Annotated in this window: 22 protein-coding genes and 1 pseudogene; 14 read left to right on the top strand and 9 right to left on the bottom strand. The window is 58.3% G+C overall.

Going from position 1 to position 21,679, the window contains the following annotated elements; translation table 11 throughout:
* Positions 1-11 precede the first annotated feature (11 nt).
* From trpB to ACMGF9_RS10490, 3 genes are all read left to right on the top strand, one after another.
* Positions 12-1,202 carry a tryptophan synthase subunit beta gene (gene trpB, locus ACMGF9_RS10500; RefSeq protein ID WP_015378068.1) on the top strand — a complete coding sequence of 397 codons (1,191 nt, stop codon included), beginning with the start codon at positions 12-14 and terminating at the stop codon, positions 1,200-1,202.
* Positions 1,202-2,008 carry a tryptophan synthase subunit alpha gene (trpA, locus tag ACMGF9_RS10495; RefSeq protein WP_021503826.1) on the top strand — a complete coding sequence of 269 codons (807 nt, stop codon included), beginning with the start codon at positions 1,202-1,204 and terminating at the stop codon, positions 2,006-2,008. The genes trpB and trpA overlap by 1 nt, the downstream gene beginning before the upstream one ends.
* 216 nt (positions 2,009-2,224) lie before the next feature.
* On the top strand, positions 2,225-2,539 hold the full coding sequence (locus ACMGF9_RS10490; protein WP_004932073.1) for a BON domain-containing protein: 315 nt from the start codon (positions 2,225-2,227) through the stop codon (positions 2,537-2,539).
* Positions 2,540-2,583: 44 nt separating this feature from the next.
* Here ACMGF9_RS10490 and ompW read toward each other — a convergent pair whose 3' ends face one another.
* Positions 2,584-3,216 (bottom strand): outer membrane protein OmpW, encoded by a 633-nt coding sequence (ompW, locus tag ACMGF9_RS10485; RefSeq protein WP_004932076.1) that lies wholly within the window; start codon positions 3,214-3,216, stop codon positions 2,584-2,586.
* A gap of 286 nt (positions 3,217-3,502) precedes the next feature.
* Between ompW and ACMGF9_RS10480 the strand changes: the two genes are divergently transcribed.
* On the top strand, positions 3,503-3,943 hold the full coding sequence (locus ACMGF9_RS10480; protein WP_015378070.1) for a YkgJ family cysteine cluster protein: 441 nt from the start codon (positions 3,503-3,505) through the stop codon (positions 3,941-3,943).
* A 34-nt stretch (positions 3,944-3,977) separates the two neighbouring features.
* Positions 3,978-4,730, top strand: a complete 753-nt coding sequence (locus ACMGF9_RS10475; protein ID WP_004932079.1) for a YciC family protein — start codon at positions 3,978-3,980, stop codon at positions 4,728-4,730.
* 52 nt (positions 4,731-4,782) lie between these two features.
* On the opposite strand, the gene ACMGF9_RS10470 is transcribed toward ACMGF9_RS10475, so the two are convergent.
* Positions 4,783-6,486, bottom strand: coding sequence for a SulP family inorganic anion transporter (locus ACMGF9_RS10470; RefSeq protein ID WP_004932080.1), 1,704 nt, complete (start codon positions 6,484-6,486; stop codon positions 4,783-4,785).
* A gap of 221 nt (positions 6,487-6,707) precedes the next feature.
* On the opposite strand from ACMGF9_RS10470, the gene ACMGF9_RS10465 reads away from it, so the two are divergent.
* Positions 6,708-7,247, top strand: coding sequence for a septation protein A (locus tag ACMGF9_RS10465; RefSeq protein ID WP_004932082.1), 540 nt, complete (start codon positions 6,708-6,710; stop codon positions 7,245-7,247).
* Positions 7,248-7,323: 76 nt separating this feature from the next.
* The gene (gene yciA / locus ACMGF9_RS10460; RefSeq protein WP_004932085.1) at positions 7,324-7,752 is read left to right on the top strand and encodes an acyl-CoA thioester hydrolase YciA; all 429 of its coding nucleotides are present in this window, start codon (positions 7,324-7,326) and stop codon (positions 7,750-7,752) included.
* A gap of 67 nt (positions 7,753-7,819) precedes the next feature.
* Here yciA and tonB read toward each other — a convergent pair whose 3' ends face one another.
* Positions 7,820-8,563 carry a TonB system transport protein TonB gene (gene tonB / locus ACMGF9_RS10455; protein WP_021503828.1) on the bottom strand — a complete coding sequence of 248 codons (744 nt, stop codon included), beginning with the start codon at positions 8,561-8,563 and terminating at the stop codon, positions 7,820-7,822.
* Positions 8,564-8,799: 236 nt separating this feature from the next.
* The gene (locus ACMGF9_RS10450; protein ID WP_015378073.1) at positions 8,800-9,453 is read right to left on the bottom strand and encodes an epoxyqueuosine reductase QueH; all 654 of its coding nucleotides are present in this window, start codon (positions 9,451-9,453) and stop codon (positions 8,800-8,802) included.
* Between the two features lie 175 nt (positions 9,454-9,628).
* Between ACMGF9_RS10450 and ACMGF9_RS10445 the strand changes: the two genes are divergently transcribed.
* Together ACMGF9_RS10445 and ACMGF9_RS10440 are read left to right on the top strand one after the other, a co-directional pair.
* Positions 9,629-9,925 carry a YciI family protein gene (locus ACMGF9_RS10445; protein WP_004932096.1) on the top strand — a complete coding sequence of 99 codons (297 nt, stop codon included), beginning with the start codon at positions 9,629-9,631 and terminating at the stop codon, positions 9,923-9,925.
* A gap of 161 nt (positions 9,926-10,086) precedes the next feature.
* Complete coding sequence (locus tag ACMGF9_RS10440; RefSeq protein WP_015378074.1) at positions 10,087-11,037, top strand: amidohydrolase family protein; 951 nt, start codon at positions 10,087-10,089, stop codon at positions 11,035-11,037.
* A gap of 208 nt (positions 11,038-11,245) precedes the next feature.
* Here the strand turns inward: ACMGF9_RS10440 and ACMGF9_RS10435 are convergent, their stop codons facing one another.
* Both ACMGF9_RS10435 and ACMGF9_RS10430 read right to left on the bottom strand, forming a co-directional pair.
* Positions 11,246-13,132 carry a hypothetical protein gene (locus tag ACMGF9_RS10435; RefSeq protein ID WP_118891973.1) on the bottom strand — a complete coding sequence of 629 codons (1,887 nt, stop codon included), beginning with the start codon at positions 13,130-13,132 and terminating at the stop codon, positions 11,246-11,248.
* 170 nt (positions 13,133-13,302) lie between these two features.
* Positions 13,303-13,625, bottom strand: a pseudogene (locus ACMGF9_RS10430) (substrate-binding domain-containing protein); the annotation flags it as partial.
* Positions 13,626-13,629: 4 nt separating this feature from the next.
* On the opposite strand from ACMGF9_RS10430, the gene ACMGF9_RS10425 reads away from it, so the two are divergent.
* Positions 13,630-13,788 carry an amidohydrolase family protein gene (locus ACMGF9_RS10425; RefSeq protein WP_230857990.1) on the top strand — a complete coding sequence of 53 codons (159 nt, stop codon included), beginning with the start codon at positions 13,630-13,632 and terminating at the stop codon, positions 13,786-13,788.
* A 12-nt stretch (positions 13,789-13,800) separates the two neighbouring features.
* Here the strand turns inward: ACMGF9_RS10425 and ACMGF9_RS10420 are convergent, their stop codons facing one another.
* Positions 13,801-14,667, bottom strand: coding sequence for a LysR substrate-binding domain-containing protein (locus tag ACMGF9_RS10420; RefSeq protein WP_118891972.1), 867 nt, complete (start codon positions 14,665-14,667; stop codon positions 13,801-13,803).
* 91 nt (positions 14,668-14,758) lie between these two features.
* Here ACMGF9_RS10420 and ACMGF9_RS10415 point away from each other — a divergent pair, with 91 nt between their 5' ends.
* On the top strand, positions 14,759-15,703 hold the full coding sequence (locus tag ACMGF9_RS10415) for a DMT family transporter (RefSeq protein ID WP_015378078.1): 945 nt from the start codon (positions 14,759-14,761) through the stop codon (positions 15,701-15,703).
* 24 nt (positions 15,704-15,727) lie between these two features.
* Here ACMGF9_RS10415 and ACMGF9_RS10410 read toward each other — a convergent pair whose 3' ends face one another.
* Together ACMGF9_RS10410 and ACMGF9_RS10405 are read right to left on the bottom strand one after the other, a co-directional pair.
* A complete protein-coding gene (locus tag ACMGF9_RS10410; protein ID WP_015378079.1) occupies positions 15,728-16,729 on the bottom strand; it encodes a LacI family DNA-binding transcriptional regulator in 1,002 nt (333 codons plus the stop codon).
* Between the two features lie 71 nt (positions 16,730-16,800).
* The gene (locus ACMGF9_RS10405; protein ID WP_118892689.1) at positions 16,801-17,355 is read right to left on the bottom strand and encodes a D-lyxose/D-mannose family sugar isomerase; all 555 of its coding nucleotides are present in this window, start codon (positions 17,353-17,355) and stop codon (positions 16,801-16,803) included.
* Positions 17,356-17,583: 228 nt separating this feature from the next.
* Between ACMGF9_RS10405 and ACMGF9_RS10400 the strand changes: the two genes are divergently transcribed.
* The 3 genes from ACMGF9_RS10400 to ACMGF9_RS10390 are packed head-to-tail and all read left to right on the top strand — an operon-like array spanning position 17,584 to position 21,642.
* Complete coding sequence (locus ACMGF9_RS10400) at positions 17,584-18,618, top strand: NAD(P)-dependent alcohol dehydrogenase (protein WP_118891971.1); 1,035 nt, start codon at positions 17,584-17,586, stop codon at positions 18,616-18,618.
* A 4-nt stretch (positions 18,619-18,622) separates the two neighbouring features.
* Positions 18,623-20,140 (top strand): xylulokinase, encoded by a 1,518-nt coding sequence (gene xylB, locus ACMGF9_RS10395; RefSeq protein ID WP_044031109.1) that lies wholly within the window; start codon positions 18,623-18,625, stop codon positions 20,138-20,140.
* Entirely contained in the window at positions 20,137-21,642 is a 1,506-nt protein-coding gene (locus tag ACMGF9_RS10390; protein WP_414160218.1) for a sugar ABC transporter ATP-binding protein, read from the top strand. The genes xylB and ACMGF9_RS10390 overlap by 4 nt, the downstream gene beginning before the upstream one ends.
* The last annotated feature ends 37 nt before the right edge of the window (positions 21,643-21,679 follow it).

Here is a 21,679-nt window from a genome sequence, read left to right as displayed (position 1 = left end):
CGGGAACTCTCATGACGCTGCTTAACCCCTACTTCGGCGAATTTGGTGGCCAATACGTGCCGCAAATTCTGATGCCGGCCCTGAAACAACTGGAAGAAGCCTTTGTCAGCGCCCAGCGCGATCCGGCGTTTCAGGCGGAATTTATCGATCTGTTGAAGAACTACGCGGGCCGCCCGACGGCGCTGACGCTGTGCAAAAACCTCACTGCCGGCAGCAACACCAAGCTTTATCTGAAGCGTGAAGACCTGCTGCACGGCGGCGCACACAAGACCAACCAGGTGCTGGGTCAGGCCTTGCTGGCCAAGCGCATGGGCAAAACCGAGATCATCGCGGAAACCGGCGCCGGCCAACACGGCGTCGCGTCAGCGCTGGCCTGCGCGCTGCTCGGCCTGAAATGCCGCATCTATATGGGTGCCAAAGACGTTGAGCGCCAGTCGCCGAACGTCTTCCGCATGCGGCTGATGGGCGCGGAAGTGATCCCGGTGCACAGCGGCTCCGCTACGCTGAAAGACGCCTGCAACGAAGCGCTGCGCGACTGGTCCGGCAGCTATGAAACCGCCCACTATATGCTCGGCACCGCCGCCGGCCCGCACCCGTACCCCACCATCGTGCGTGAATTCCAGCGCATGATCGGCGAAGAAACCAAAGCGCAGGTGCTGGAGCGCGAAGGCCGCCTGCCGGATGCCGTCATCGCCTGCGTCGGCGGCGGCTCCAACGCCATCGGCATGTTCGCCGATTTTATCGATGACGCCGAAGTGGGTCTGATCGGCGTGGAACCCGCCGGTCTGGGCATCGAAACCGGTCAGCACGGCGCGCCGCTCAAGCATGGCCACGTCGGCATCTACTTCGGCATGAAAGCGCCGATGATGCAGACCGCCGAAGGCCAGATTGAAGAATCCTATTCAATCTCCGCCGGGTTGGACTTCCCGTCCGTCGGGCCGCAGCACGCCTTCCTGAACAGTATCGGCCGCGCCGAATACGTGTCGATCACCGACGACGAAGCGCTGGAAGCGTTCAAGGCGCTGTCGCGCCATGAAGGCATCATCCCGGCGCTGGAATCCTCACACGCCCTGGCGCACGCGCTGAAAATGATCCGTGAAACGCCGCAGAAAGAACAGATCCTGGTGGTCAACCTGTCCGGCCGCGGCGACAAAGACATATTTACCGTTCACGACATTTTGAAAGCACGGGGAGAAATCTGATGGAACGTTATCAGCAACTGTTCAAACGCCTGGAAAGCAACAAGGAAGGCGCCTTCGTCCCGTTCGTGACGCTGGGCGATCCTAATCCGACGCTGTCGCTGCAGATTATCGACACCCTGATCGAAGCGGGCGCGGATGCGCTGGAGCTGGGCATCCCCTTCTCCGATCCGCTGGCGGATGGCCCAACCATCCAGAGCGCGACGCTGCGCGCTTTCGCCGCCGGCGTCACGCCGACTCAGTGCTTCGAGATGCTGGCGGCCATCCGCCAGAAGCACCCGACCATTCCCATCGGCCTGCTGATGTACGCTAATCTGGTGTTCCATAAAGGCATCGATGGGTTTTACCAACGCTGCGCCGAAGTGGGCGTGGATTCGGTGCTGGTCGCCGACGTGCCGTTTGAAGAGTCTGCGCCGTTCCGCGCCGCCGCCGCTCGTCACGGTATCGCACCCATCTTCATCTGCCCGCCGAACGCCGATGACGATCTGCTGCGCGAAATCGCTTCGCACGGCCGCGGCTATACCTACCTGCTGTCGCGCGCCGGCGTCACCGGCACCGAAAGCCGGGCGCAGCTGCCGCTGCATCACCTGGTGAACAAGCTGCGCGAGTATCATGCCGCGCCGCCGCTGCAGGGCTTCGGCATCTCCGAGCCCGAGCAGGTGAAGGCCGCGCTGCAGGCCGGGGCCGCCGGCGCGATCTCCGGCTCGGCCATCGTCAAAATCATCGAACAGCACCATGCCAACCCGACGGAGATGCTGACCAGGCTGGCGGCCTTCGTCAGCAATATGAAGCGCGCCACCCGGGCGTGATCCTCTCCAGCGAGCGCCCCGCCGGCGCTCGCTTTAACAGCTTGTTTCCCCTCAAAGTTTGTTCCATTTATTTACAGCAAAAATTTGAACAAACGCAGGTCTTGTCTCACAATGAACTTTGTTCGCTATGCATTTCTTCGTTTGATTTGGGGAATGCGCTCGCTGCGGCGAAAAACCGTACGAGTTTCAACCATAACATTGCATGGAGAGTAATTTATGAAGCTTTTTAAAACCCTTTCGGCCTTGTGCATGGCCGCCGTTGTGGCGGTCGCGGTGAGCGCTTGCGCGCCGACGGCGAAATCTGAGGGAACGGGCGGTTATATCGATGACACGGTGATCACCACCAAAGTGAAATCGGCACTGCTGGCGGATAAAAACATCAAGTCACGTGAGATCAGCGTGGAAACCTTTAAAGGGCGCGTTCAGCTGAGCGGTTTCGTGACGTCCAGCGATGACGCCAATCGTGCGGTGCAGGTCACTCGCGGCGTTGCCGGCGTGAAATCTGTTGAAAACGTGATGCAACTTAAATAATACCGACACAGGGAGGCGCAACGCCTCCCTGTTTGTGGCCTTCATCAGAAGCGGTAACCCGCCCCGAACATGAACACCCACGGATCCAGACGCGTATCGAAGCTGTGGTGCCCACCGTTCGCATCGTTGAAGCGAGTTTTGGTTTCGATGTTCATCCACCACACCGACATGTTCAGCATCCAGTGCTCATCCAGGTTGTAATCCAGGCCGGCCTGCGCCGCCACGCCCCAGGAATCTTTCAGATCGAGGTTGCTCAACCCGGCGCTTTTGCCGTAGTCGTTGAATTTCTCGTCAAAGAAAGTGGTGTAGTTAACGCCGACGCCCAGGTAAGGACGCAGCTTATCCTGCTTGTCGCCGAAATAGTATTGCGCCATCAGCGTAGGCGGCAATTGGTGAACGGTCGCCAAATCAGTGCCGCCCAGCGTAACCTTGTGGCGGAATGGCGTTGCGGCCAACAACTCAACGCCGATGTTGTCCGTCACCATGTAACCGAAGGTCAGACCGAGCTGGGTGTTGTTTTTCGCATCCAGCGAACCCAATCCCAGCACGTTGTCCGAACCTGCATTTGGACGCACCGTCGCGGTGCCCGCGCGGAACAGGAAATCACCGGCCTGATGCGCACTTGCCAACATAGGCGCCATCATCGTCGCCAATACCATCAGAGTTGTCTTTTTCATTATCCATTCCATTTGTGTGGTTAATCGCTCGAGGGGGAATATACCTACTTTCGGGTATTTGTGATCCCATCGAGATCACATCTTATGTGTAAAAATTTAAAATCCCACTAAAAACAAGGTTACCTAACCGTCTAATAAATCAAGGATTGATCTGCATCAAAAAATCGATTTTGTTGCAAATTATCTACATGTTCAAATTTCTGTTGCGGAGAAAAATGCGGCTGAGGTAATTTCATTTTCCGTGTTGGTTTTGGTTGGTGCCGTGAGGAGTCGGTGGGCAATCAAGATGAGCGAAATCCTTAATCCCTGTGTCAGCTGCGGCGCATGCTGCGGTTATTTTCGAGTGTCATTCTATTGGGCCGAAGCCGAAGACGGCGGCGGCACCGTTCCCCTTTCCTTAACAGAGCCTTTGACCCCGTTCCTGCGCTGCATGCAGGGGACCAACAGCAAGTCCCCCCGCTGCAGCGCGCTGGACGGTGAAATAGGTAAAGCCGTTTCCTGCTCGATCTACCTTAATCGGCCCAGCCCGTGCAGGGAGTTCGATCAGTCCGGTGAAAACGGCCTGCGCAACGAAGCCTGCGATCGCGCCCGCGAACGCTACGGCCTGCCGCCGTTGCCGGTGACCTTGCCGCTTTCGCTGCCTGAGACGACGATCGTTGAAGAAATAGGCGTAGTGCAATTCGCGGGGTGCCACAGCGGCGTGGAACAGGGTACAATCACCCACTGATTTATCTCTGTTTTCCCGACGCCAAGGAGTCTGCATGCCTATCACGGCCAACGCTTTGTACCGTGACAGTTTTAACTTTTTACGCAACCAACTGGCCAGCATCCTGATGCTGGCGCTATTGACGGCGTTTATCTCCGTGCTGCTGAATCAGGCCTTCAGCCCTGATGCCGAACAGCTGGCGACGCTCGCTGCCACCACCAGCGATTTCGCCTCGTCTACCGGCATGGGCATTCAGGAAGTGATCCAGCAGATGACGCCGGAACAGCAGATGGTGTTGCTGAAAGTGTCGGCGGCCGCCACCTTCTCTGCGCTGGTCGGCAACGTGCTGCTGGTCGGCGGGATGCTGACGCTGATCCGTCTGGTGTCGCAAGGGCAACGCACCAGCGCCCTGCGCGCGCTCGGCGCCTCGGCGCCCGACTTGCCGCGCCTGCTGCTGCTGCTGTTTATCTGCACCCTGCTGATCCAGCTCGGCCTGACGCTGTTTGTGGTGCCGGGCGTGCTGATGGCTATCGCCTTCGCGCTGGCGCCGGTGATCGCCTCCGTCGATAAAAAAGGCGTGTTCGCTTCGCTCAAGCTGAGCAGCAAATTGGCCTTCGCCAATGCGCGCGTGATTGTGCCGGCGATGATGCTGTGGCTGGCGGCTAAGCTGCTGGTGCTGTTCCTGGTGAGCCATCTGTCGGTGCTGACGCCGAACGTCGCCAGCGTGGTGCTGACCGCGTTGAGCAACCTGGTCTCCGCCCTGCTGCTGATCTACCTGTTCCGGCTGTATATGCTGCTGCGCGGCTAACGCCGGCGTAAGCAAAAACCAAGGGGCACGCTTCGGCGTGCCCCTTTTTTGTTTACCCCACCACGGCGGCTTCCGCCTGCTCCTTACTCTGAATCAGCTTCAGCGCCAGGTACAGATCCGGCACCAAAATCAACTCTTTATCGCGCCCTAAGCGGTTGATGCGGAACCAACGCGTCAGTTCGGTGCGACGCCCCGCCAGCACCAGCCTTACGTTACGCTGTAACAGATCGCGTTTCAGTTCATCGATGGCCGCCAGCACGCTGATATCGGCATGGGTAAAACTGGCCACCGCATCCACCACCACCCAACGTGGCTGGAACGGCGTGCCGTCGACCAAATTGAGGATACGGCGTTTGAAATACGCCACGTTGAAATAGGTCAGCGGCGAATTGAAGCGATACATCATGACGCCAGGTACCGCCTTCACCCCATTGTTATTGCCCATGGAATGGATCATGCCTTCATCGTTGACGCCCAGCAGTTGTTCCGTCGGCCGGAAGACGGTGCGCAGAAACTGCATCAGCCCCAGCAACACCGCCAGCCCGATGCCGCTGATCACGCCCACCAGCAGCACGCTGAGGAAGGTAAACAGCGCCAGGCGGAACGCCTGCGCGTTGCGACGGCGCAAGATCCAGATGCCGCGAATGTCCAGCAGCGACCAGGCCGCATACATCAGCACCACACCCAATCCCGCCACAGGAATAAACTGCAGCGGCGCCATCAGGAACAGCAAGACAAAGGCGATGACAGCGGCGGCGATGATCGACACCAACTGGCTCTTGCCGCCGTTGGCGTCATTCACCGCGGTGCGAGAATCTGCGCCGCTGATGGCGAAACCTTGCGACAGCGCAGAGACGATATTCACCAGTCCCAGCGCGCGAAACTCAGCGTCAGCGTTCACCTCATAACCGTTTTTGGCGGCGAAGCTGCGGGCGGTGAGCATCATGCTGACAAAGCTCACGACCGCCAGGTTAAGCGCCGGGATCACCATATCGCGCAGCAAACCAGGCTGGAAGTCCGGCCACTGGACGATCGGCAGCACGCCGCTGAAACCGCCCACCGTCACCACGCCATGCTGCTGCAGGCCGCCCGCCCAGGTCACGAACGCCGCCAGCACGATAGCGAACAGCGGCGCCGGCCAATTAGGCCGCCATTTTTTAAATCCAAGCAGCGTCACCAGCGTCAACAACGACACCGCCATCGTCAGCCAGTCGCTGTGCAGCAGGTTACCGGGCAGCGCGTAGATGCGCTCGATCAACTGTGCCGGGCGCATCGTAAACCCCAACACCTTGCCGATCTGATCGACGATAATGGTGATCGCCACCCCGTTCAGCAGCCCGCTGAGGATCGGCCGCGACAGCAGATCCGCCAGCGCCCCCAGCTTGAACCGGCTGGCCAGCAGGCACCAACCGCCCATCATGGCGGTCATCATGATGGTCAATTGCCAATGGCGTTCCATATTGCCCGCCGCCAGTGGCGTCACCACCGCGGCGATCACCGCACAGGTGGCGGCATCGGGCCCGACGATCAGCTGGCGTGACGAGCCGAACAGCGCATAGGCCACCATCGGCAAGACGCAGGAATAGAGCCCCACCACCGGGCTGACCCCGGCCAACTCTGCGTAGGCGATAGCCACCGGCAACGCCACGGCGGCGACGGAAAGACCGGCGCGAATATCCGGCTTGAGCCAGCTGCGTTGATAGCCCAATAAATGCGTCAAACCAGGCGTCAGGGCCTGGAGAGATTTCCACTGCATGCTGTTTTCCGCGGTAAATTATCTGGTTATTATGACGCTTACTATGCGGCCTGCGGCCCGCGCTGGCAATGCGCCCGCGCTTTCTTGCGTAAGTTTATGCAAATTCCTGCTTTCGCGGCAGAAATCCGCCGGCCAAACGCCGATAATCGGCAACGCCCGGCGGTACACAGAGCTCGCCGAATCCGGTATAGTCGGCCGATGAACAGATGATGGATTGATTTATGAAGCAGTTTCTTGATTTCCTCCCGCTAATTGTCTTTTTCGCTTTTTACAAGCTGTACGACATTTACGTCGCTTCCGGCGCATTGATTGTCGCCACCGCGCTGGCGCTGGTGTTCACCTGGGTGAAATACCGCAAGGTCGAGAAGATGACGCTGATCACCTTCCTGATGGTGCTGGTGTTCGGCACCCTGACGCTGGTGTTCCACAACGATTTGTTCATCAAATGGAAGGTCACGGTGATTTACGCGCTGTTCGCGCTGGCGCTGCTGATCAGCCAATGGGTGCTCAAAAAACCGCTGGTTCAGCGCATGCTGGGTAAAGAGCTGACGCTGCCGGACAAAGTGTGGAGCAACCTTAACCTGGCCTGGGCGGTCTTCTTCCTGGCCTGCGGCCTGGCGAATATCTATGTCGCCTTCTGGCTGCCGCAAAGCGTCTGGGTCAATTTCAAAGTCTTTGGCCTGACGGTGCTGACATTGGTCTTCACCCTCCTCAGCGGTATCTATATTTACCGGCACATGCCGGAAGAACAGAAAAAATAGTTACAAAATTGTTAATGCCTGCGGCGCTTGCCGCGGGCAGTATGATGTTATTCCCTCCTTTTAAAAGCAGACTGCTATGACACAACAACGACCTTTACCCAGCGGCGAGCTGGTGCTGCGCACGCTGGCGATGCCGGCCGATACCAATGCCAACGGTGATATCTTCGGCGGCTGGCTGATGTCGCAAATGGACATCGGCGGCGCCATCCAGGCAAAAGAGATCGCCGAAGGGCGCGTAGTGACGGTACGCGTAGACGGCATGACCTTCCTGAAACCGGTGGCGGTAGGCGACGTGGTTTGCTGCTATGCGCACTGCATCCGCACCGGACGCAGCTCGATCACCATCAATATCGAAGTGTGGGTCAAAAAAGTCTCTTCCGCCCCGATCGGCCAGCGCTACCGGGCGACCGAAGCGGTGTTCACCTATGTGGCGGTCGATGCGGAAGGCAACTCGCGCGCGCTGCCTGAGGGCAAAATGAATTTCCGCGTCGGCTTCGAAGAATAAACTGACGCTACACTGCAAATGCAAAAAGGGTCGCCGAGGCGACCCTTTCTTTTTGGTATGACCAAACTCAGTTCAATTCGGTCGTGCCGTTCAACTTGAAGCGGATAGTGACAGTGCGATCTTTCGCTTCTTTGGCTTCATAGCGCCATTTGCGCATCGCCTGCTTCACTTCACGTTCAAACATGTTGCGCGGTTCGGCCGACAAGATGCGCACGTTGCTGACGCGCCCGTCGCTGTCGATATCAAACTGCACCCGCACGCTGCCTTCGATCTGTAAAGCCTGGGCCCGCGGCGGATAGAGCGGATTGGCGCGGCTGATCGGCCTTGGGCCGAGCTCGCGCGAGTTGCCCTGCACCGGCGCGGCAGGCGCCTGTTTCACCGGCGCTTTGTCGATCGGCTTGGCCGGCGAGTCGTTGTTGAACGGCGACGGTTCGCGCGGCTCGACTTTTTTCGGCTCCGGTTTCACCGGTTTTTCGACCTTCGGCTTCGGCTTGGGTTTCGGTTTCGGCTTGACCGGCTCCGGCTTCACAATCGCCTTCGGCGGCGGCTCCACAATAGGTTCCGGTTCTGGCTCCGGCTCAGGTTCGACCTGCGGCGGCTCCGGCTCGGCCGGTGCCGGCGGCGGCGGTTCGGCCATCGCGGCGGTATTGACCATCATGACGCTGATCGGCGCGTCCTCTGGCTTCGGCAGCTCCACCACTTCTTTTACCGAAGCGTAAAGCAATCCCGCCACCAGGGCGCTGTGCAGGCCTACGGACAAGACGAAAGGCACGGATATACGGCGATTAAGGAACATCTTTTTTAGCGGCATAATGATTCTGTTTCCTCTGGTTCGCCAAGTTTAAATGCAAATAGCAATCATATTCAATAACGAAAGGCAAACTATCGCTTTAATCGTCAGTATGCGCGGCGAAAACCAGCAAACTCATAAGGATATTAACCTGGCCGTTGCTTTTTTACCGCCGGGGCGACACGCTTTATTAACGTCTGGCCAGGCGTCAAAAAGTAAAAAACCCGCCGGAGCGGGTTAATTTCGGTGAGTCAGCGTTATTCTTCATCGCCATAGTAAAGCACGCCCAGCTTGATCAGCGGCCGCCCTTGCGCCTTACGGTGCAGGTTGGTGTCGCGCAGCGAATAGACGCAGCCGCAGTATTCCTGCTGATAGAAGCGTTCGCGCTTGCTGATCTCTATCATGCGCGACGAACCGCCCTTCTTGCGCCAGTTGTAATCCCAGTACACCAGATCGGGGTACTTTTCCGCCGCACGGATGCCGCAGTCGGTGATCTGCTGCATGTTCTTCCAGCGCGAGATGCCCAGCGAGCTGGAGATAGTGTCGTAACCATGCTCATGCGCATACAGCGCCGTGCGCTCGAAACGCATATCAAAACACATGGTGCAACGAATGCCGCGCTCCGGCTCATTCTCCATCCCCTTGGCGCGGGCGAACCAGTTGTCGGTGTCGTAATCGGCATCGATAATCGGCACCCCGTGCTGCTCAGCGAAACGGATGTTCTCTTCTTTACGCAGCAGATACTCTTTTTGCGGGTGAATGTTGGGGTTATAGAAGAAAATGGCATACTCGATCCCGGAGGCCTGAATCGCTTCCATCACCTCGCCGGAACAGGGCGCGCAGCACGAATGCAGCAGCAGTTTGTTTTTGCCCGCCGGCAAATCGAGTTTTTCCCTTACCAGTTCCGTCATGTCCTCACCTCAATGGCATATCAGTTTAAGCGCGCCGCACTATACGAATAAAAAGTAGCGGCTTCAAGGCATAAGCGCCAATCCGCCGGGAAATTCGCCCTATGCCGTTCCCCTGCCGCGCCTTTTGCGCTACCTTGGTAGCACCGTTTTATAGCCATGATTTTAAAGGTGAAACATGCTTTATCTGATCTACGCGCAAGACGTCCCCAATTCGCTGGAAAACCGTCTGGCGGTGCGCCCGGCACACCTGGCGCGCCTGCAGGCGCTGCGCGACGCCGGCCGTCTGGTGGTCGCCGGCCCTAACCCGGCCATCGACAGCAACGATCCCGGCGCCGCCGGCTTTACCGGTTCGACGGTGATCGCCGAATTCGCCTCGTTGGCGGAAGCCCAGGCCTGGGCGCAGCAGGATCCCTATATCGCCGCCGGCGTCTACGCCGACGTGACGGTGAAACCGTTCAAACAGGTATTCTGACCTCATTAGCTGACCGGGAGCGGCGCACCGTTCCCGGATCAATGCGTGCTCTCGCCCGCTCCCGTCGGTAGAAAAAATGCCTTCCCTCCAGGGGCTGTCGCACCGCCCGCCTATACTCTCCTGAACCAGCGGCATCGCCGCGTACTCCGGGAGATCGACCGATGCGACTCGATGTTCACGCTCACCTGTGGAGCACTGAGTATCTGGATCTTTTGCAATCTCATGGCCTGCACGAAGTCGCCGCCTATCGGCAATTGGGCGCCGGCCGCAGCGATCGCGAGCTGGCAGCCCGCTTCGCTCTGCTGGACAGCGCCGGCATCGACATGCAAATCTTGTCGGCGACGCCGCTGTCGCCGCACCTGGAAGACGAGCAGGCGGCCGTTGATGCCGCGCGCCGGATCAACGATGAATATGCGGAGCTGGCAGCGCGTTATCCCGCCCGCTTCCGGGCCATCGCTTCCTTGCCGCTGCCGCATATCGACGCTGCGTTACGCGAGCTGGACAGAGCCTTGACCCAGCTCGGCATGCTGGGCGCGTGTATCACCACCTCGGTGCTCGGGCTGTCTATCGCCAACCCACTGTTCGAGCCGCTCTATCAGGAACTCAACCATCGCCGCAGCGTGCTGGCCATTCATCCCGCTGGCCGCGGCGCGCACTCGCCGCTCATCGCCGATTACGCTTTAACCTGGTCGATCGGCGCGCCGATCGAAGACACGGTCGCCGCCATGCACTTTATCCTCAACGGCATCCCCCAACGCTTTGCGGAAATGAAAATCATTGTGCCACACCTGGGCGGCCTGCTGCCGATGACACTGGAACGCCTCGACCAAACCGTCGCGTGGGAAGCGCCGAATACGCCGGAACCCCCGAGCCGCGCCGCCCTGCGCATGTGGTACGACACGGTAGGCCACGATCAGGTGCCCGCGTTGCAAGCGGCGGCAGCGACGTTCGGCACAGAGCGGCTGTTGTTCGGCACCGATTTCCCGTTCCAGCCGGGCGAACTGTTTCAAACCACGGTGGACTACGTCCGGCGCGCGGGATTGCCGGAGGAAGACGTGAACGCCATTTTGGATCGCAATGCGGCTGCGCTGTTTGGGCTGGGTGCGGACTGAAGATCCGTCCTCATTCAGTAACGGGCAGGAGACTCCATTCCGGCCCCGGATTTCGGTTAGCTCAAGTGGGCTTTATACGGTTCTTTCACGTTGTGCTTCACGCAGGACAGCGACAGCCGCGCAAAACGCTGCGTCCTCAATGTCGCACATCCCCCGTAATAACGGGATGTGCGACATGTCGTGAACCGGTCAATGTTGGGAAACTGCGTCAGACCTGTCGCAGGTAAACATCCGTAATGCGCAGGTCAAAGTTGCTTTTCATTTCGGTGACGTCAATAAGCAAGAAAGCGTGCGTAGCCCAGTCCGGCGCTCGCTCGAAGGCGGGAGGCTGCGTAGGATAACCCTGCATTTGGCCTGGGATGATAACGCTCTTCAGATCGGATTCATTGCCGCTAAATTGATAGGTGTAAACGTGACCGGTTTGCTGCTTGAGAATTTGGGGTTCCACGTCTTGTTGCGGACCATATTCGCGCAGCTTCGCCCATAGGATTTTGACCTGGCAGCTTTGCCCATCACCCGCGTAAGTGTTGGCGCGAACATGGTGAATAACGCTGCCGTAACCTTTCAGGCTGATGGTTCCCAGCACCGCCTGGAACACACCATTACCAGCGGCCGCGTTGCGCCCCAATGAAACGAAACCGGCCTGGCGAATAAGGCTGAAATTGGTGCTGTTAGTCGTACCCCACCCGTAGCGAGATTTGCGCACCGTATTAACGCCTCCCGGCGGCAGAACCCAAACTTCCTCAGTCCATTTGTCGCTACCGTTGCTATACGTCGTGCCATCCAGCCAATTGTCCTGTACGGCGGTATCGGTTCGCACCTGAGTTAACAGATAAGGCCAGGCGATAGGCAATTGCGTATTACGCAAAGAGACAGAGCCCGTGCCATCAATCCAACCACTGACGTTGGAGTCACCACCTTGTTGCATCTGACCAATATTGACCTTATCAAAGACCACTCGCGCCAAATCACCCACATAGAATGGGTTAGAGGTTGTCGGATAGGCCGTTGGGCTACCGCCGGCTTTGAAGGTAAACAGACCGCCGATAACGTTGACTTTGCAACTTTTGGCATCCGGGATGTTCAGGATATAATTTTGCGGGCCATAGCCTTCAACGTGACAATCGCGGAAAATATGTTGCCCCCCCTCGATATGCATATACTTTCCGACATGGCTGGAGGAGGTTTGCGGCCCGTTTTTACCATAAATGTAATCGAAGGAACAGTTGAAGAAATAGCTGTAGCCCCCCTGTAATTTCACACCGCAATTGCTCTGAGCGAAAATGCAGCTGTGGAAATTCATTTCTTCACCGGAGTTGGAAGTATTGTCGGGGAAGTAATAGCAAATGTCGCAGTGATTGAAACTAAAGCCATACATGCGCAGGAAGTAGAAATCGGTAGTGCCGGTTATGCCATAGGCAAAACCTTCGATCCCACCCCCGATAAAGGTCAACGAATTGCGACCATAGCTAGCCGAGAGCGAAGTAGAAAACGTCATGCCATCGACAAATGAATTGGCACCAGGGCCAATCATACGCAAATTTTTCACGCTGAGATTGCCCTGGGTATAACCGGCGTTGTTTTGCCATTGAATCGCGATTTTACGTTCGGTGGCGTTGCCCTGTGTCATGGCGCTAAAATCCAGCAAGGCGCCGGAGAAATCGTAATCGACGGTTTTCAAATCCAGCTTCAGCGTTTCCGTACATTTAAATTGCCCGCTCCCGAACTGCAGATTCCCGTTTTTCAATACGCGTGAACCGCTGGATACAGCCTGCGAACTGGCGTAATCGTGAGCAGCTTGAATGGCAGCGGCATCCTCTGAAATACCGTCACCTTTCGCACCGAACATATAAGGCGACACCGTGCCGGCAACGTCCAGGACGCGCACCCACAACCAAGCGGCGTTGGGGCGGATGAACATCCCGCCATCATCCATCGGTGTCGATTGTGCTTTGGCGACGAAGATACCGCCGCCGAGAGGCTGACGATTGCCGGCATTCCAATCGCCGTAGTATGCGGTCACGGCGATCAATTCGCCGACTGCGCCAGGAAGAGTGTTTCGTAACGTAGCGATATCAGGGCAGGTATTCATCATATTATCCTCATAGAGTTACTGTATTTATATACAGCCATATAACTCTATGAACGAATGAACCGTGCATCAATAGCGGGAGTGTTGTTCTATTGCCCACCGAACATACCGGTCTATTGGATGGCCTCCTTCTGCTCCTTTTATCCCCTCCATACAAAGGCAGAGACATGCCGTTACGCGACGAGTTTTCCTCGCACCACCACCTTGCCCGGCTTGATCTCGGGTTCGGCAATACGACAGATCGCCAGATTCAACGCTTGCCAGGCGATCTCGTGCAAATCATACGAAATGCAGGAGAAATGAAAACCGTAGATCTCGGCATGCGAAACCTCATCAATGCTGAACAGCACACGTCCTGCATCAACGGCAGCCGATATTCGATGCAGGCCTTGATGATGCCCAGAGAGATCTGGTTATTGCAGCCCACGAAAAAGTCCGGGGCGCGGTGATTGGCCAGCTAACGGCTCGTCTCTTGCCAGGCGACGCCCATAAAGAAACTGTTGTTCGGCACCGATTTTCCATTCCAGCCGGGCGAACTGTTTCAAACCACGGTCGACGACATCCGGCGAGCGGGTTTGCCGGAGGAAGACGTGAATGCCATTTTGGATCGCAATGCGGCTGTGCTGTTTGGGTTGCAGAATGTGAAGCGGCCCACATAGGTTTGGCCGCGTTTACGGCACGATGTGTTCACCGCTCTGAAAATACTCACCGATGACGCTTTCCAGCACCGCCACCGCCGGTTGGCTGGCGGCCGCGGCAGAACGGAGCAGTTGCACTTCGTGTGGTGTGACCGACGGCAATTCGTCGAGTATCCGCATCGCCGCCGAAACCCGTGCGCGGTCGAGCAGCGTGACGGCCAATCCTGCCTCGACGGCAGCCGCCACCACGCTGGCCGAAGGGCTGCTCACAACCACTCGCCAACGCCTTCCCGCCCTGGTCAATGCATCGATCATAGCCTCACGATAAGGGCAATCGGCGGCATGCAACGCCAGCGGCAGTGGCCGGTTAGCCTGCAGCGCCAGCGAACGGCCTCCGGCCCACACCGGCGCAGTCACCGCGAGCGGTGTCTGGCACGGTTTCCCCGAGGGTTGAACCACCAGCGCGAGATGCAGCCGATTACGGCCAACTTGTTCCGCCAGCGCCTGACTGGCAGCGGTAGAGACCTCCAGTTCCACCGCGGGAAAACTGTCGGCAAACCGCGGCAAAATATGGCGTATCACATGGGAAGCGTACTCATCAGGCAACCCCAATTTGATATGGCCGCTTAGCGGCGCGCCCCGCAGTTCCCGCAGAATATCGTCATGGGCGCTCAACAGCCCGAGCGTCGAAGCCAGCAGCTTGTTGCCCAGCGGCGTCAACACCACGGACTGATTGTCACGCTCCAGCAAGCGGCCGCCCGCCACCTGTTCCAGGCGCCGGATATGCACGCTCACGGCGGCGGGGCTGCGATTGACAAATGCCGCCGCCGCGCGAAATTGCCCCAAACGCGCAATAGCGTGAAAAGTGCGCAAGAGATCGATATTCAATGTCGGCCGCATGATTTAACTCCATTAAACAACTGAACGAAAATTATTCGATTTATTAAATTATAGCCACTCACTACCATCGGGCGTAAAGGAGGTGACCATCATGTCCCTGTCACCATTTCGCCCCTCTTCCCACCGAGGCAAAGCCGCCCTCTGGCTGGCTGCGGCCGAGGTCCTGCTGATCGTGGCCTGGAGCTCCGGCTTCGTCGGCATCCGCTTCGCCGCCGATCACGCGCCGGTGTTGCTGGTGGCGTTCTGGCGCTGCGTGGTGGTCGCGTTCGCGTTGCTGCCGCTTAGTGTGCGCGCCATCAGGCGCGCATCTCCGCTGACGATAGCTGTTCACGCCGGGATTGGGTTGCTCGCCATGACCGGTTACCTGACCGGCGTCAGCAAAGGCATCGAATATGGCGTGCCGGCCGGGTTGGCCGCGCTCATCGCCGATTTGCTCCCGCTCGGCACCGCGCTGCTGAGCATGCTGTTGCAACGCCGCTTGCCCGATGGCCGCGTTTGGTCCGGGTTAGCCCTGGGGGTTAGCGGGGTAACGCTGGCGACCGGCAGCGCCATCTCATGGGGAGATGCCCCATTGTGGAGTTACCTGTTGCCGCTGGCGGGGATGTTGGCGCTGGCGCTGGCAACGCTGTGGCAGGAACGGCTGCCGCAGACGCAAGCAATGAGTTTGCCATCCTCTCTGGGGATACAAAGCGCGGTTTCCGCGCTGGCTTTCGCCGCCATGGCCGGCGCGGAAGGCCCGCTGCTGCCAACGGTAACGACGGGGTTTGTGATCGGCGTGCTTTGGACCGCGCTACTGGCGACGCTGGCCGGCTACGGTCTGTACTGGTTTTGTCTAAGGCTCACTTCTGCGCTGCGCGTGACGAGCCTGCTGTTTCTCAGCCCCTTCGTCACCTTCTGCTGGGCAGGGTTAATGTTCAATGAACCCCTTTCCTGGCCCATGCTGCTAGGCGCGGCGGTGGCGGGAAGCGGTTTATGGCTGCTAATCCGTCCCGCCGGGCGGGATGAGCCCAAAACAGCGCAACGCGCTGAAAAATGACGGATAAGGCGAAAGGCGGCGCCGTTATGCGACGAGTTTTCCCCGCACCACCACCTTGCCCGGCTTGATCTCGGGGTCGGCAATACGACGGATCGCCAGATTCAACGCTTGCCAGGCGATCTCTTGCAAGTCGTGTGACACGCACGGGAAATGAAAACCGTAGATCTCGGCATGTGAAACCTCATCGATGCTGAACAGCGACACCTCCTGCATCAACGGCAGCCGGTGTTCGATGCAGGCTTTGATAATGCCCAGGGAGATCTGGTTATTGCAGCCAACGAAAAAGTCCGGGGCGCGGTGATTGGCCAGCCAACGGCTCGTCTCTTGCCAGGCGACATCCATAAAGAAATCGGCATACAGCACTTCAAACGACGCCACTTTCCCTTGCAGCGCCGCCTGCAGCCCTGTAACCCTGTCCCGTGCAACGTTGGAGTTCTCCGGCCCGGACACCACCACCACCCGCTGCGCTTTCTGTTCCAGCAGCCAGCGCCCCGCCTGAAGGCCGCAGTCCAGGTTATCGATATACACCCCGCTGCAGTGGCGATTGTCCAGCTCACGGTCGATCAATACCACCGGGATATTCAATGTTTCCAACCGCTTTAGATAGGAAGGCTGGTACAGATGATCGTTGGAAATGACCGAGAGAATGATCGCATCGACGTTGTAGCCAATCAGTTTGTCGATGATTCTGTCTTCGCTTTCCTGAGACTCATAGGAATCGAACACCAGGGTGTCATATCCCATTTTTTGCGCTTCAAGCGTCATCAACCGCGTCAGGCCGCCAAAGAACGGGTTGGCCATATCAGGGTTGACGATGCCGATGGTTCTGCTGCTTTTCGCCCGCAGGTTGCGCGCCGCAGCATTGACTACATAACCGAGTTCGGCAGCGGTCTCCCGAATGCGGCGCAGCGTTTCCGGATGAACCTTGTCCGGCTGTGAAAATGCCCGCGACGCGGTGATTTTACTGACGTTTGCCTGTGCGGCCACGCTAGCCAGCGTCGCTTTCCGTCCTCGCCCCACCGCCAAATGCAGCTCCTTAGCTTAAAGTTATCATTTTGTACCATTAACAACATCATGACAGAACTTTCATCGTGGCGCTAATGGTTTACGCCTGCCAGCCGGTTAATCCGGGGATCGGTAAAGATATCCAGCTCGTCACGGCTCTCGGAAGAGAACTCGGACACCACCGCCCCCCGCTTTCCAGCCTGAAACCAGTGCCGGGTATTGGGCGCGATGGTATATTGTTCGCCAGGCCGCAAGAGGATATAGCGATTGCAGGTATACCACTGCTCCGCGCCTTCCGGCGCCCGGCATACCGGTTCACCGCCGGCGTCATTAAGCGTCAGGTTTTCATCGTCGACAAACAGAAACACCTCACCCCAACGGCAGCGAAACGTCTCTTGCTTGCCGGGCGTGCCGGCAAAAGGAGGATGCAAATGCTCTGGGCAAGTCTGCTCAGGAAACAGCACCAACTCTTTCGCACAATACCGAGGTGAGTTGACATAGGTCAGCAGCTGCAGCCCTGAGACAGGATAGTCGGCCAAGCCAAACGTCGCAATTTCAATACGTTGCTGTTCTTCTTCGGTCAGAACGATGTCCGCCTCGCGCAAATATTCCAGCGTAGCGGCTATGGCACGTTGTTGTTTGTTCATCATTTCCCCTGCAAAGTAACGGTATCGATATCAGAATGCTGATATTAAAACCGTCATTACATCGCCGATTTTGTGATCTTCATCCCCATATTGAATAACAACCCACCAGCAAAATTAACTCCCATCGAGTAATTCCAACATCGATCACAGTTTAACCACCCGCTTTAGCCCACTATCGCCGCATTGAAATGATATCGTTACCATAAAAATGATTCACCAGGAGGCAATATGAAAGCATTAGTGTTGGCCAAGGCGGGGGAAATCGCTATCGAGGACGTCCAGCTTGCCGAAACGCTGGGGCCCGATGATGTGCAGATAAAAATTCATTCCGTGGGCATCTGCGGCAGTGATGTGCACTATTACCAACATGGCCGCATTGGCCCGTTTGTGGTCAAAGCCCCGATGGTGCTCGGCCATGAGGCCGCCGGCGTGGTGCTCGCGACAGGTGAAAACGTCACTCACCTCAGAGTCGGCGATCGCGTTTGCATGGAACCCGGTATTCCGGATCTCAACTCGGCGCAGACGCGCGCCGGGATTTACAACCTTGACCCGGCCGTGCGCTTCTGGGCGACGCCGCCGGTGCACGGCTGCCTGCGCGAAACCGTCATCCACCCCGCCGCCTTCACGTTCAAACTGCCGGACAACGTCAGTTTCGCTGAAGGCGCCATGGTGGAACCCTTAGCCATCGGCATGCAAGCAGCCACCAAAGCCGGGATCAAACCCGGCGATATCGCGCTGGTGATCGGCGCCGGGCCGATCGGCGTGGTCACCGCTCTCGCGGCGCTGGCGGGCGGCTGCTCGGACGTCATTATTTGCGACCTGTTTGACGAAAAACTCGCCGTTGCGGCCAGTTATGAGGGGCTGCACGCCGTCAATATCAAAACCGGCGACCTGGCGGGGAAAGTGGCCGCGCTCACCAGCGGCAATGGCGCCGATGTCGTGTTTGAATGCAGCGGCGCAAAACCGGCCATCGCTACGCTGGCCGAACATGCGGCGCCAGGAGCGACCGCCGTGCTGGTCGGCATGCCGATCGATGCCGCGCCGATGGATATCGTCGCCGCGCAGGCCAAGGAAATCACCTTCAAGACCATTTTCCGCTACGCCAACATGTACCCGCGCACGTTGCGGCTGTTGAGCAGCGGCAAATTGCGCGTCCAGCCGTTGATAAGCCAAACCTACAAGTTCTCCGACAGCGTGGCCGCCTTCGAGCGCGCGGCGGCGGGACATGCCTCGGACATCAAAATCATGCTGGAAATGGAGTGATCCTATGGCGCTCTATGCTGGCATAGACTGCGGTACGCAAGGCACGAAAGTCGTGATTGTCGACAGCACACAGGGCGTGATCCTCGGTGAGGGCAACGCCCCTCACCGTCTCATCAGCCAAGCCAATGGCCGGCGCGAACAGGAGGCCGACTGGTGGATTGAGGCGCTGGTCATCGCTTTTCGCCAAGCCGTGACTAACGCCGGTATTGATGCCGGGGAAATTCATGCTCTGGGGGTCTCGGGCCAACAACATGGCTTTGTACCGCTGGACGCAGACGGCAACGTGCTGCACAACGTCAAGCTGTGGTGCGATACCGAAACCGCAGAGGAAAACGAACGGCTCCTGCAGCAGCTCGGCGGTGCCAACGGCTCGCTGGAAACACTCGGCCTGCGGATCGCCACCGGTTATACCGCGTCAAAAATCCTTTGGTTCAAGACACACCATCCTGCGTTGTGGGCAAAACTGCACACCGTATTGTTGCCTCATGATTATTTGAACTTCTGGCTGACCGGAGAGCGAGTAGCGGAATACGGTGACGCTTCCGGCACCGGGTTGTTCGATGTGCGCACCCGTAGCTGGAGCAAAGCCGCCGTCGATCTCATCGACGACAGCGGCCGTCTGTGGCAAGCCCTGCCGCCGCTCAAAAATGCGGAGTGCTGCATCGGCACGGTGCGCCCCGCCGCGGCGGAAAAACTCGGCCTCAGCCCAACGGTGCGGGTATCGACCGGCGGCGGTGACAACATGATGGCGGCCATCGGTTCCGGCAACATCGAGGCCGGCACCCTCACCCTGAGCCTGGGCACCTCCGGCACGCTATTCGCCTGGTCTGCCGCCCCCGTCGCGGCGGAATCAGACATGATTGCCGGCTTCTGCTCCAGCACCAACGGGTGGCTGCCATTGATTTGCACCATGAATGTCACCTCGGCCACCACCGCGGTACAAACGCTGCTGGACGAAGACCTTGCCGGCTTTAACGGTTTATTGGCGCAGGCCTCACCCGGCGCAGGCGGTGTCGAGATGCTGCCGTTCTTCAATGGCGAGCGTGTTCCGCCGTTGCCTCACGCGCGCGCCAGTCTGCATAACCTCGATAGCGACAATTTTACCCGCGCCAATCTCTGCCTGGCGGTGGTCGAAAGCGCTACCTATGGCCTGCGCTATGGCATCGAGCTGTTTCGCCGTCAGGGAATTGAAGCGCGCGAGATCCGCCTCACCGGCGGCGGCGCTCGCAGCGCCGCCTGGCGACAAATCGTCGCGGACGTGATGGGGTGCCCGGTGGTCTGTCTGAAAGCCAAAGAGACCGCTGCGCTGGGCGGCGCCATTCAGGCGATGTGGGCGACGACGTTGGCCGACGATCCGCTGCGGAATGCCGGCGCGTTGCTGTCCGAACTGTGCCAACGTTTCGTTGCGCTGGATGAGGCCACACGCGCACGGCCACATGCCGGCAGACGGGCGCAATACGAGACGCTTTATCAACGGTACCTGCAACGCTTGCAGCAGACCTACCCGGAGGTGCAACTGTGACGCGAGATCCCCATACGCAAGCGCCCGCCTACCTGCTGGAGGTCAGCGGCGTCAGAAAAGCCTTTGGCCCGGTCGTGGCGCTCAAGAATGCGGAGTTTTGCCTGCGGCGTGGTTCCATCCATGCCCTGTGCGGCGGCAACGGCGCGGGTAAATCCACCTTTCTCAGCATTCTGATGGGCTTTATTCAACCCGATGGCGGCGACATTTTTATCAATGGCCAACGCTGTGAATTTCATCATCCCCGGGAAGCCCTCAACGCCGGCATCGCCATCGTGCAGCAGGAACTGAGCGCGATCCCGGATCTGACGGTGGCCGAAAACATTTGGCTGGGCCGTGAGCCGAGACGCCTGGGGTTCGTCGATTTCGCCACGCTCAATCAACGCACCACCAGCCTGCTCAAGGAACTCGATTTCAAGATCGACGCCCGAGAGAAAATGCGCAACCTGAGCGTCGCCGAGCAGCAGCTGGTCGAGATCGCCAAAGCGCTGTCGCATGCCAATGCCGACATCATCATCATGGATGAACCCACCTCGGCGATTGGCGAGGAGAATGCGCAAAAAATCTTTCAGACGCTTCAGCAATTGGCGGCGAAAGGTAAAGGCATTATTTACGTCTCTCACCGTTTGTCAGAGATATTTCAAATTGCAGACAGCTACACCATTTTCCGCGACGGCGCCTATATCCATGAAGGCTATATCGCCGACATTACCCGTGAACAGTTGATCGAACACATTATCGGCGGCGAGTACGACAGCGAGTTCGCCAAATTCAATCAGCCCGGCGAAGAGGTCTTGCTGGAGGTCAACGGCCTGTGTTGGCGCAGCAAGATAAAGGATATCAGCCTGCAGCTTAAGCACGGTGAAATCCTGGGCATCTACGGGCTGGTGGGATCGGGCCGCAGCGAATTTCTCGATCTTATCTTCGGCATTCAGCATGCCGACAGCGGCACGATCCGTTTGGGCGACAAGACGCTGAACCGCCATTCCCCGCGAGAGGCCATCGACAGCGGCATTGCCTACGTGACGGAAGATCGCAAGGAAACCGGCCTGGTGCTGTGCCGTTCCGTCAGTGAAAACATCAATATCGCCTCTTTTGCCGGCATCAGCCGAATGGGGTTCGTCAGCGAGAAACGGGAGCAAGCGCGAACCCGCGACATGATCCAGCGCTTCAACGTTAAAACCCACAATGGCGAACAGCCCGTGGGCAACCTGAGCGGCGGCAACCAGCAAAAAGTGGTGCTGGGCCGCTGGGCGCTGCTGGATCCGGAGGTGTTGTTGCTCGACGAGCCGACGCGCGGCATCGACGTCGGCGCCAAGAAAGAGATCTATCGATTTATGTCGGAGTTCGCCTTGCAAAACAAGGGGATCATCATGGTTTCCTCCGAGCTTTCGGAAATTATCGGCATGAGCGATCGCATATTGGTGTTTCGTGACGGGCAGTTGGCCGGTGAGCTTTCGGCAGCCGATGCGACCCAGGCAGCACTGATGAAACTTGCGGTTTAACAGAGAGAGAAAAAAAATGAGCAGCGCCCACTCCTTA

The sequence above is a fragment of the Serratia sp. BNK-23 genome, from assembly GCF_047456145.1.
GTDB classification, from domain to species: domain Bacteria; phylum Pseudomonadota; class Gammaproteobacteria; order Enterobacterales; family Enterobacteriaceae; genus Serratia; species Serratia nematodiphila.
This window is presented reverse-complemented; position numbering and strand designations above follow the sequence as displayed.